This is a genomic window from Gimesia maris (assembly GCF_008298035.1).
Classification (GTDB): domain Bacteria; phylum Planctomycetota; class Planctomycetia; order Planctomycetales; family Planctomycetaceae; genus Gimesia; species Gimesia maris.
This window is the reverse complement of sequence record NZ_CP042910.1, coordinates 2,328,868-2,341,006: the sequence shown is the minus strand read 5'-3', so window position 1 is coordinate 2,341,006 and position 12,139 is coordinate 2,328,868. Positions and strand designations below refer to the sequence as shown.

At 52.1% G+C, this 12,139-nt stretch carries 5 protein-coding genes; 3 read left to right on the top strand and 2 right to left on the bottom strand.

Annotated features, from left to right (window positions below; genetic code table 11):
* Positions 1-126: 126 nt before the first annotated feature.
* Entirely contained in the window at positions 127-2,148 is a 2,022-nt protein-coding gene (locus GmarT_RS08825) for a right-handed parallel beta-helix repeat-containing protein (protein ID WP_052301220.1), read from the bottom strand.
* A 356-nt stretch (positions 2,149-2,504) separates the two neighbouring features.
* Between GmarT_RS08825 and GmarT_RS08820 the strand changes: the two genes are divergently transcribed.
* Positions 2,505-3,908 (top strand): DUF1501 domain-containing protein, encoded by a 1,404-nt coding sequence (locus GmarT_RS08820; protein WP_002644760.1) that lies wholly within the window; start codon positions 2,505-2,507, stop codon positions 3,906-3,908.
* Positions 3,909-3,910: 2 nt separating this feature from the next.
* Here GmarT_RS08820 and GmarT_RS08815 read toward each other — a convergent pair whose 3' ends face one another.
* Positions 3,911-6,082, bottom strand: coding sequence for a sulfatase-like hydrolase/transferase (locus tag GmarT_RS08815; RefSeq protein ID WP_149302553.1), 2,172 nt, complete (start codon positions 6,080-6,082; stop codon positions 3,911-3,913).
* Between the two features lie 370 nt (positions 6,083-6,452).
* Here GmarT_RS08815 and GmarT_RS08810 point away from each other — a divergent pair, with 370 nt between their 5' ends.
* Positions 6,453-8,270 carry an arylsulfatase gene (locus GmarT_RS08810; RefSeq protein ID WP_002644762.1) on the top strand — a complete coding sequence of 606 codons (1,818 nt, stop codon included), beginning with the start codon at positions 6,453-6,455 and terminating at the stop codon, positions 8,268-8,270.
* A 369-nt stretch (positions 8,271-8,639) separates the two neighbouring features.
* Positions 8,640-11,879 (top strand): 3-keto-alpha-glucoside-1,2-lyase-like domain-containing protein, encoded by a 3,240-nt coding sequence (locus tag GmarT_RS08805; protein WP_002644764.1) that lies wholly within the window; start codon positions 8,640-8,642, stop codon positions 11,877-11,879.
* The last annotated feature ends 260 nt before the right edge of the window (positions 11,880-12,139 follow it).

Sequence of the window (12,139 nt, the reverse complement as noted above, 5' to 3'; positions counted from 1 at the left end):
CATCAGAAGTTCTGTTATCATTCCAGGAGTGCAATCGTTATGAATCTGCAGAAAGAATTGCCAACAAAAGCCCCCTTGCTGATCAAAAGGACGCAGTGAAAGCCACAGGCTTATCCTTGATCACTCTTATTTCTCAAAAGTTACAGCGGGAACCAGTAATTCCCCGGGCGTCAGCGCCAGCACGGAGGGAATCCCTACCAACAGCACATAATGGTCTTCAAAGCCCCCGGTTGAAGGACGGTCCAGCACCAGCCGCCATGTTTCTCCTGCTGCGGACGTTTTGTGAGTTTCTGTATATAACTTCGGAGTATTAATATCCTTTTCCGACCAGACCTGCTTTCCCGTGGAATCATACAGCGTCGCACTGACACGTTCCCCTGCACCGCCGCCAAACACACCCAAGGCCCACTTTTCGATCCCGGCGGGAACGTGGAAGTAGAAATCACCAGTGGCAGCCATGAGACGAATCGGAGATCCATCCGAAGTCAGACACAACGGATGCGTTGACTGGTCCACCGTGACAAAATTTGCCCCCGGATCACAGCTGATACAATACACGCCCGTTTCGGGAGCCGTGAATTCGCAGTTCGCACTCTGCTTGAATGGCACGGAGTCGACCGGAATCACTTTGCCGGAAGGTGCCGTCACTTTCACAGGCATCTTATCCCCCGTATAACGGGCCAGTTGATGATAAGTCAATTGAACGGAAACGTCCTCACCCTGCTTCGCATACACTAGATACTGCGACAGGGCACGCTGACGCACCATCCGTCGTGGCTTCGAACTGGTTTCATGATTTGCTTCCAGCGGCTGAAGTCGGCTGATGTCTGTCTGATAAGGTGTGATGTTCCCCGCTTCACTTGCTGGCATCCATTTTTGGATTAACTCTGAATTCAGACGATACAGAACATTCTGATTGTTGTGTTGAGCCTGCAAAGTCCCCGTGACATTGTCCACAGCGGAGAGATACGAGGCATCATAAAACATCATCACCGGATGCACTTCAGCGGCTTTGATAAGACAGTCTTTAAAGGCAACCCCTCCAATCTTACCCACAACGCCGGGCCGGGCGGTAAACTGAATGACCGGCAGCGCCGCATCATTATTCTCCGGACCGATGATCGTACAGTTTTTCAACGTGACCGGACAGACGTCCGCCGGCTTGTCGAGGAACGTCACCGGAGTCTGTTCGGCACTTTCAAAGGTACAGTTTTCAAAAGTCATCGATCCTGTCACACTGCCTGGTGTATTATTTCTTGTCGTAACGGAAAGAGCCCTCCCCTTGCCTGTACTGCGACAGTTCTCAAACCGGATGGAAACCGGTTTTGAATCCCGTGTCAGGTTCGGCAGATACAGCAGATAACCGGGTCCCTGGTTATTTTCGGAGACACAGTTCCGCAGCACACAGTTGACCAGACATTCATCTGAATGATTCGGTTCAAAATCAACACCTGCCATCGGTGCCGTGCCCGAAGTCTCTTTGAACACGGTATTTTCAATCTGCAAATCCTCTGCACTGATGATGCTGATCCCCTGGCGATAATTTCGTTCAAACACCACATCCCTGATCGTTATTTTCTGGTTGGTCACCCCCCGTTTCGCCACACCCAGGTACACACCGTCGCCGCCGGTTTCGCGAATCACCAGCCCGGAAATGGTGACGTTGCTGCAACTCCGCACGCTGATGCCGTTCCGCCACTCCGCTTTGGTATAGGGAGCTGCATCATAATCGGCTCGCCGCATTTCCAGAATCGCCCCCGCGCCGGTCAGTTGAATATTCTTCTTCAGTGAAGCGGTAAACAACGAGGCGGTGGCTGCTTTAAATTCCCCTTTTTTCGCCTGAACCACCACACCTTCTTCAAAGACGATTTCCTGATCACTGGCCAGTTGGATCGGTGTCACAATCCACGGCCCGTTCATTTTCTCCACGATCACTCTTTTCGCACCGGAATGAATCGCCGCCTGTAGCGCCGCTGTCGAATCTTCTCGCTGAAAACCCCACCAGGATGCATACGCCACATCTGTTTTTCCCGACTTCAATTCGTCAATCGCCCGTTGGTTGATGTCTGGGTTCCCACCTGCTTCGACGGCAGAAATCATCAGGAAACAGAAGAATATAACCAGGACTCGGGAACACGATAAAGACATGAAATACCTTTCATAAGCAGCAGGAGTCTGTGTGACAATCATAGAGTTACTGAAGAATTTTCCGGTCCATCTTGCTGGTCTGGCGGGGGATTCACGGAAGATTTTCCTCAAAACAGGCCACATGAATGGACGATGCAAGGAGAACAGACAGTGATCCTCTCTCCCCACTGAAACTACCAGTTATTCCAATAATAACGACCTGAACAATTCCCGACAGCATTCAAAGGTCGTGCTGGACTTAAATTGGAAAGAATGTTAACATAAACATCAACAGATATGAGACGCGCGCTGTTTACACTGCACATGATACCATTGAGTCTATACCGGACTCCTGTTTCACAACAGAGGAACGAGATATGCAACGACGGCAATTTCTGGTGGCATCGGGGCTCGGCTTTGCCGGCATGTCGTTTGGGAAACCCGCTTCTGTTAAGTCTGCTCCTCAGACTCAATCAGCGCCGGGACGCAAAACCGCCAAATCTACCATTCTCTTCTTTCTGTGTGGCGGTGCTTCGCATCTCGACATGTGGGATATGAAACCCCATGCGCCTTCCAACTATCGTGGGATGTTTTCTCCCATTCAAACTTCCGCACCAGGAGTTCAACTCTGCGAGCATCTGCCGATGCTGGCAAAACAGGCACACCATCTGGCCGTGATCAATTCCGTTGGTGCAACCGTCAACACAAACGACCATCACGCCGGCTACTATTATAATCTGACTGGACACATTCCCGATCAATCCTTTATCACACTCGGCAATAATCGCACCCCCATGCCGGACGACTGGCCTTACATGGGCTCCGTGGTTGCATCACGACGTCCCTCACACAAGAGTCTGCCGAACGCGATTTCTCTGCCGCACATGCCCAGCCGCGCCCCCTACACACGCCCCGGCCAATTTGCTGCCCGTATCGGCGTTGAACACGACCCCATGTACATTCAGGGAACCCGCGAAGAACCACTCAAGCTGCGCGGTCCCGCCATGTCGCTCGAAGGAGATGTCACAGCCGATCGACTGACCGAACGCATGTCACTTCTGAAACAGCTCGACACCGCCCGTCGTCACTATGACAGCTTCGCCGAAGTCACCACCATGAACCGGCATCAGGAACGCGCCCTCTCGCTGCTGCTTTCCTCCGAGTCCACCTCCGCCTTTGACCTGGAACAGGAATCACAGGCCACTATGGAACGGTATGGAAAAACGATCAACGGTATGAGCCTGCTGGTCGCCCGGCGGCTGGTCGAAGCGGAAGTCCCCTTCATCACGGTTTTCTGGAAAGGGGACCTCAACAAACTGGGGAAAAAATGTAAGAGCGCCGGCAGTTGGGATACACACGGCAATAACTTCAACTGCCTGAAAGAAAATCTGCTCCCCGAATTCGACCGCGCCTATTCTGCTTTGATTGAAGATCTCAACGACCGTGGTCTGCTCGATGAAACCCTGGTCATGGTCACCAGCGAAATGGGCCGCAAACCAAAAATCGGCGACCCCCGTTCCGGCGGAATATCAGGCGCCGGACGCGATCACTGGACGCATTGCCTGACCGACGTCCTCGCGGGCGGCGGAATCAAGGGCGGACAGACCTTTGGTGCCAGCGACCGTTACGGCGAATACCCGCTTAACAGCCCGGTCACCCCCGCTGACGTCACCCACACCGTCTACCACGCCATGGGCATCGACGACCTCATCGCTTACGACAAACTGGAACGCCCTTACCATCTGCTCGATGATTCCAAACCACTGACGGCACTGTTCTGATATCAGTCGTGTTTATCCCTGAGCAACACTGGCTCAGGGACTCTTGGTGTACGAGGCGGATAGTTCCAGCCGTAGCTGGCCGGGTTCTGATAGTATAGTAACTGCTGTCGACGCCACTGCTGCAGCAGCCTGGCAAGCTGTTTTGACATCTCCGGTTTTTCCTGCAGAACGTCTGTTGTTTCCCCGGGATCCTCGTTCAGATGATACAGGCTGGTCGTCTCCTGCTCTCTGTCGTGAACCAGTTTCCAGCCGGTTCCGCTGATGACAGCGTCACTTTTGCCGATCGTCGACTGACAATGCACGAACGCCAACCGTCGATCTTCTGCAGGGCGTTCCGAAGAAAGTACATCGATTCCCTGAAAACAGGGATGCACGGGAACTTCCAACAGGCCACAGATGGTAGGCACAATATCAATCGCCTGTGTCAGGTAATCGATCGTTTGAGTAGTCTGCTGGTGGGGCGCGTCGATTACCAGTGCCGTACGAATCGTTGGCTCAAAGGGAGGGCCGGCGTGTGTCGGAAAACCATTTTCATAAAACGCCTCCCCCTGGTCGCCCGCCAGTACCAGAATCGTTTTGTCCCGCAGTTGGTGCGCATCCAGATACGTCACCAGTTTACCAATCTGCTCATCGATATAATGCAACGAATTATAATAGGCATTCCGCATCACCGGAATTTTGTCTTTTGGATAAGAAACAAACGAAGCAGGAAAATCGATCGTCGCCGGCTGGAACGGCCCCGTCTGCCCCGATGGAAGCTCATAAGGAAAATGGGAACTCTGCAGATTCATACACAGCACAAAAGGCTGCTGCTTCGCTTCCTGGCGGGAAATCCAGTCGATGGCCTGCTCCATAGTAATCGCATCATCCAGCTTGCCGGCGACGTGCGTCTTTTGTGCATACTGAGCAAAGCCGACATCTTTCTCCGAGACCCGCGTCGCACCAGCATAGCTGCGCGAATCAAAGAAGACATCCAGGCCGGGGCTCTCCAGAATCGCATCCATGTGCCCCCAGGTCTCATTCTGTGAAGAATAGATGGCAGTCGCGTATCCATGTTGCTTGAGCACATCGTACAACATGACTTTCGGCCAGGGATCGGTACGGGAATAATAATGGTGCCCGGCGGTTCGCAGAGGATACAGCGAACTGAACAGACAGGGGTCAGCGTAATTCGAATGGGTACTCTGTGCATAGCAGCGCGTGAAATTCATTCCCTTTCGCGCCAGCTGATTCAGATGAGGCATCACTTCCCGCCCCTGATGCTTCAACAACACCACATCGCTGCGTAAGGCTTCAATGGCAATATATATCACGGAATATTGCTCTGTAGAGTCTTTCAGCCGCTGATTCACTTCGTAAGGCGTAGAACGAAGCGGACCTGATTCCTCAGCAGTCAATTCGCCCTCTAACTCATCGTTCTGCCAGGCCTGCATCGCAGACTGAACAGTCATCGTCAACACGGGATTTAACCGCGTCCGTAATTCATAATCACAATCCGGGCCTGCATGATTCCACCATTCAATCGTAGCCAACATGCTGTTCTGATTAAGGGACGACATCAGTACCAGCACGAATACCAGCTCTACAGTTAAAAAAACCGTGCGTCGGCCAATTTTTGCACTCGACCAGTCCTGCGGAATTGAATCAGAAACCCGCTGGAGCCGCTTGAAACCGTAAACAGCCAGAAAGAAACCGAACACACAAACTGCTGCGGCCAGCAACAGCGATGTCTGTTCTGACTGCCACAGATAATGTCCCATCATCAGCAGGTTACTGCCGCCAAAGGTCAGCGATTCCCAGTCCAGAAACGCACCGGTGCGCCAGTAAAAAACCCAACTGCAAACATAAAACAGCAATCCGCTACTGAAACAGACCGCCAGTAAGAAGAACAGCACCACGCCTTTATTTTTTCCCACTGGTGTAGATCGAGCGAGTGCCAGCAGCCACCACACAATCCAACTGAACGAAGCCCACGTTAAAACAGAGAGCGCCACCAGCGTCAATGTTTCATACCACACCAGGCTGGAATTATTCCAGAAGCTGTTCGGATGGAATGACAACAATATCAGTTCGCAGACTGCCAGCGCCAGAAAGCACAGCGCAAACCAGGGATGAGGATAGATCTTCCCCAGGTTCGTGACACACATCTTCAATAAAGCAGCAGCTTTCTTCACGCGATTGTTACCTGCAGACTGTTTTCATTTCTCTGAATATCCAGTACTACACTATTACAACGCGACCCCCTGCCCTCACGATAGTTCAGAATTCTTCAGAAACAGGGATTTTGCTGAAACGGGCATTTCTTGAACAAAATTAATTCAGAATATAACGGATATCACAGACGATCGGTTCTGTTGCTTTTAAAATACAAGCGGAGAGTCAAGCAGGCGATTTAAAGAGAAACAGGCCGCAAACCAGAGTCGATCCAATCTCAACGAACTTTTAATTTCTCTCGACGAAAACGTGATCCGAACCCCTTCATCCGGTATTATGAAGTCTGTTTATCAGCGATCTCGAATCCTCTGTTCAGCAAAGCGCATCTCGATGAAAACTTTTTTCTCCCTGTTCCTGCTGGCCTGTATTCTGACTGGTAATCTGACAGCATCTGAAAATAAAAACCCACCTCATAAAAAATCTCAAACCAGACCGGCAACACAGGCAACCACGCATCCCAACATTGTGATCTTCCTCGCCGACGATCAGGGCTGGGGGGACCTCAGTCATAACGGTAATACCAATCTGCACACGCCCAACGTCGATTCACTGGCAAAAGAAGGCGTGAAGTTCAACCGCTTCTACGTGGGCGCAGTCTGTGCACCGACCCGCGCTGCATTCCTGACGGGGCGCTACCATGCCCGCACTGGAACTATCGGCGTCTCCACCGGACAGGAACGTTTCAATTCCGATGAATACACCATCGCCCAGGCCTTCAAAGCCGCCGGCTATGCCACGGGCGCTTTTGGGAAATGGCATAACGGCACGCAGTATCCCAACCATCCCAACGCCAAAGGATTCGACGAGTACTACGGTTTCACTTCGGGTCACTGGGGACACTACTTCAGCCCCATGCTGGATCACAATGGCACCTTTGTAAAAGGGAACGGCTATATCACCGACGACCTGACCGACAAAGCGATGGCGTTCATCGAACAGCAGGTTCAGAATCATAAACCATTTTTCGCTTACCTCCCCTACTGCACACCCCATTCTCCCATGCAGGTGCCCGATCAATACTGGGATCGTTTTAAAGACAAACAACTCAAGCTGCATAACCGGGAACCAGACAGAGAACAGCCCGATCACCTGCGCGCCGCCCTCGCCATGTGTGAGAACGTCGACTGGAATGTGGGACGCGTCCTGAAAAAACTCAACAGCCTGAGAATCACAGACGACACCATCGTGATCTATTTTTCCGACAATGGACCGAACGGGGTTCGCTGGAACGGAGATATGAAAGGCAAAAAAGGTTCGCTTGATGAAGGAGGCGTCCGCTCTCCGTTCGTCATTCGCTGGCCCGGACATCTGCCCGCCGGACAGGAGGTCAATCAGATCGCCGGAGCCATCGACCTGCTCCCTACACTGACTGATCTGGCAGGCATCAAACGCCCCGAGCCCAAACCCATTGATGGCGTCAGTCTCAAACCATTGATGTTAAACTCAAAAGCAGACTGGCCGGAGCGCATGATTTTCTCCAGTCTGCGCAATCGCGTCAGCGTCCGCACCGATCAATACCGCCTGTCTCGCAAAGGGGAACTGTATGACATGCACGCCGATCCCGGCCAGCGAAACAACATCGCGAAACAGAAACCGGAAATCACCGCAAAACTGCAGCAGGCGGTCACAGACTGGAGGCAATCCGTCTGGCCGAACGGTTATCCTGAAGACACGCGACCATTTTTAATCGGCTATGGTGGCGCACGCTCCACACAGCTGCCAGCCCGCGACGCTGTCTCGCATGGCGACATCAAACGTTCCTCCCGGCACCCCAACTGTTCCTACTTTTATCACTGGACCAGTATCAGTGACAGTATCACCTGGAATGCCGAAGTCGACACAGCCGGAATTTACGAAGTAATTCTGTACTATACCTGTCCACAGGCAGACATCGGCTCGACTGTGGAGCTGAGTTTTAACGGCAGTAAACTGCAGGGACAGATCACTCAGCCCCACGATCCGCCACTGGTAGGCGCAGCACAGGATCGCGCCGTGCGCTCCGAGTCGTTCGTCAAAGATTTCAAGCCCATGACACTGGGAAAAATCACCTTAACCAAAGGGACGGGACAGCTCACTCTGCGGGCTCTCGAAATTCCCGGAAGTCAGGTCATGGACTTCAGACTGCTGATTCTTAACCGAATCGAATAATTTTCAGATCACATCGACTTCTGACTGGTGAAAATTACAGCTCCTGATAATTCAGTACAGGATTGCATTTCGCACCAATAATTAACTCCCTTCAGTAACCTGCTGAACAGCCGGTGAACCAGTCGAAAACGTTCTGTTTTGACTGGTATCATCCCGCGCAGATGGTCATAATGGACTGCGATCATCGTATTTCTGTTTCTGTGATACTTTTTTCCAGCTGGAATGTTGGCATCAGACTCACTCCCATCATGAGTGAGAGGAACAGAGATGATCGCCCCCACTAAAGTCCTCGATTCCTGCACTGACTGGCAGGTCAATGATGTCAAATGCCAGTCACTTTTTTATTCCTGATAACCCAATGGATACGTTATGAAACGACTCTTTACACTCTCTGCGATCTGCCTCGCATTGCTGTTTACTGTAACCACACACGCCGACGAAAAAGGTTTCACCCCGTTATTCAACGGTAAGAATCTTGATGGTTGGGTTCAACATGGCGGTAAAGCCAAATACGACATCGTTGATAATACCATCGTGGGCACTTCCGTCCCCAAAACTCCGAACAGCTTTCTGTGTACCAAAAAAATGTACGACGATTTCGAGCTGCAGGTGGATTTCAAAGTCGACCCGCTGTTGAACTCGGGGATCCAGATCCGCAGCAATGTTTATGATGAAGACAAAGTCCTTGAAACCAAAGGCGCGGACGGCAAAGATAAGAAAATCAAAATCGCCGCCGGTCGCGTGCACGGTTACCAGGTCGAAATTGACCCTTCCGATCGCGCCTGGTCAGGTGGCATTTACGATGAAGGGCGACGCGGCTGGTTGAACAACCTCGCAGACAACAAAGCCGCCCAGAAAGCCTTTAAGCAGAACGAGTGGAATCATTACCGCATCGTCTGTCGTGGCGACTCAATCAAAACCTGGATCAACGGCGTTCCCGCTGCCGATCTCAAAGATGATCTGACTTCCAAAGGCTTCATCGCCCTTCAGGTACACGGCGTAGGTAACCATCCTGAAAAAGTCGGCAAACAGGTCAGCTGGCGTAACGTGAAAATCAAAGAACTGAAACCAAAAAAAAAAGTAAAGAAAAAAAAGCCGGCTCCTAAAAAAGAAGTCGGTGCCGCCATTGGTGGCAATAAAGCCACACCCATTGATCGCATCTCAGCCGCCAAAGGATTCAAAGTAGAACTGCTCTACTCCGTTCCCGGTCAGGATCAGGGATCGTGGGTCAACCTCTGCACAGACGATAAAGGACGCCTGCTGGTCAGCGATCAGTACGGCGGACTCTATCGCGTCACGCTCCCGCCCGCGGGAGAAGAAGTGAAAGCAGAAGACGTGGAAAAAGTTCCCGCCGGAATTCGGGGCGTCAATGGGATGCTCTGGTCCAATGGCGCACTCTATGTTGGCGTCAACGATTACGAACGTAAAATCGCTTCAGGCCTGTATCGTATTTCCGACAGTAACGGCGATGATCAGCTGGATCAGGTCGAACTGCTGCAGGAAGTCGAATCACACAGCGATCACGGCGTGCACGCTCTCATGCCCACTCCCGATGGCGAAGACTTCTATCTGGTTACCGGAAACAACACCATCCCCCCCGCACTGGCCGACAGTTCGCCCGTGCGACAGGTCTGGGGTGAAGATCACCTGCTGCCCAGCATGCCCGATGGCCGAGGCCATAACCGAGGCGTACTGGCACCCGGCGGAATCATCTATCGTGTTTCTCCCGATGGCCAGAAATTCGAAGCGTACGCTTCTGGATTCCGCAACATTTTTGACGCCGCCGTCAACCGCGATGGTGAGCTGTTTACCTACGATGCTGACATGGAATACGATTTCAATACCCCCTGGTATCGTCCCACGCGTATCTGCCATGTCACCAGCGGTGCTGAATTCGGCTGGCGCAACGGCGCAGGCAAACGACCTCCCTTTTATGCAGACAATCTGCCGGGTGTACTCGACATCGGCCCTGGTTCTCCAACCGGCATGACGTTCGGCTACGGTGCGAAGTTCCCTGCGAAATATCAGAACGCACTCTACGCACTCGACTGGAGCTGGGGAAAACTCTATGCCATTCACCTCAAACCGGAAGGTTCTTCCTACACCGCCACCAAAGAAGAATTCGTGACCGGCGCGCCACTGCCCATTACCGACGCCATCATTCGCCCCCAGGATGGCGCCATGTATTTCACGATCGGCGGACGTCGCGTGCAATCCGGTCTGTACCGGGTTACCTATGTGGGTGACGAATCTACTGAGCCTGTCGAAGCAACACTCACCGAAAATCAAGCACGTAACACCCGACATGCCCTGGAAGCCTTTCACGGCAAACAGGATCCCGAAGCCATCGAAGTCGCCTGGCCTTACCTCGCCGACAAAGACCGCTTCATCCGATTTGCTGCACGCACCGCCGTTGAGCATCAACCGACAGAAACATGGGCAGAGAAAGCACTCACCGAATCCGATCCTGCCAGGCAGGTCGAAGCCTTACTGGCATTGGCTCGCGTCACAGGCGTCTGTCCTCAACATCGTGATGATCAGACTCCCGAAGTCGACACCGCCATGCGGGACAAACTGCTATCCGCTGTTATCAACCTGGATGACGCCAGTCTCGACCTGTCACAGCAGTTGACGCTGCAACGTGCCTTACAGATTATCCTGAACCGTTTTGGTCGCCCCGATGACGCAACGGTAGCAAAACTCATTGAAAAATTTGATCCGCAGTTTCCTGCAAAATCCCCTGAAATGAACTGGCTGTTATGCGAAACACTCGCCTGGCTGCAATCCCCCACCGTCGCAGAAAAAGCGCTCGCGCTGATACAGTCCGCTCCCACCCAGGAAGAGCAGATGCAGTACGCACGTTCCATTCGCATGCTAAAGACCGGCTGGACTCCTGAACTTCACAAAGCGTACTTTGAATGGTTCCTGAAAGCTGCCAACTATAAAGGGGGCGCGAGCTTCGATAAATTCATCGAATTCGTACGGACCGACGCGGTCGCTTCACTCAGTGAAGAACAAAAAACTGAACTGGCTGAAATCCTCGCACAGAAACCGGAAAAGAAATCTGCCCTCGAAAATCTGGGCGAAGTCTTCGCCGGACGCCCCACAAACAAATGGACGCTCGAAGAACTCTCTGCAGCCGCCAGTAAAGAAATGAAGAAACGGGACTTCGTCAATGGTCAGAAAATGTTCGCTGCGACGGGCTGTTACGCCTGCCATCGTTTCGGTAACCAGGGCGGCATGACCGGCCCCGATCTGACTTCAGCCGGACGACGGTACTCTCCCCACGATCTGCTGGATCAGGTGATCAACCCCAGCAAAGTCATCAACGAACAGTTCTCCGCAATCTCAGTCGTGACAGAGGACGGTAAAGTACATACCGGCGTCGTCGTGAATCTGAGCGGCGACAACATGACCCTCAATACGGATCTGACCGATCCCAACAAGCGGGTCAACATTGACCGCAAAACGATTGACGAGCTGGTGGTTTCCAAAACCTCTCCCATGCCCGCCGATCTGTTTGCCCGCATGACCAAAGACGAAATCCTCGACCTGATCGCCTACCTGATCAGTGCCGGCGATGCACAGCATCCCTTCTTCCAGGATTAAGTCTTTAAAAAGAAAATGAGACAATCATTCCCAGACAGGCTGCTTACTCACAACAGTAAGCAGCCTGTTTTTTTTTGTAACAAGATTAAGATACGCTGAGTTCTACTGATTCGATCTCTTTACTAAATCGAAACATCTCAGCCCTGCATAAGAGTTGATCGATTCTTCTTTCAATTTTAATTGGAATTCCTCTCAAAAAGCTGCTAGCATCGATTTTAATCAAATTGTTTTCGAAATGATCCATCTTTCTTGAATTCTCA

Coding starts and splice junctions, on each gene's coding strand:
- GmarT_RS08825 (WP_052301220.1), bottom strand. CDS start 2,148: ATGTCTTTATCGTGTTCCCGAGTCCTGGTTATATTCTTCTGTTTCCTG.
- GmarT_RS08820 (WP_002644760.1), top strand. CDS start 2,505: ATGCAACGACGGCAATTTCTGGTGGCATCGGGGCTCGGCTTTGCCGGC.
- GmarT_RS08810 (WP_002644762.1), top strand. CDS start 6,453: ATGAAAACTTTTTTCTCCCTGTTCCTGCTGGCCTGTATTCTGACTGGT.
- GmarT_RS08805 (WP_002644764.1), top strand. CDS start 8,640: ATGAAACGACTCTTTACACTCTCTGCGATCTGCCTCGCATTGCTGTTT.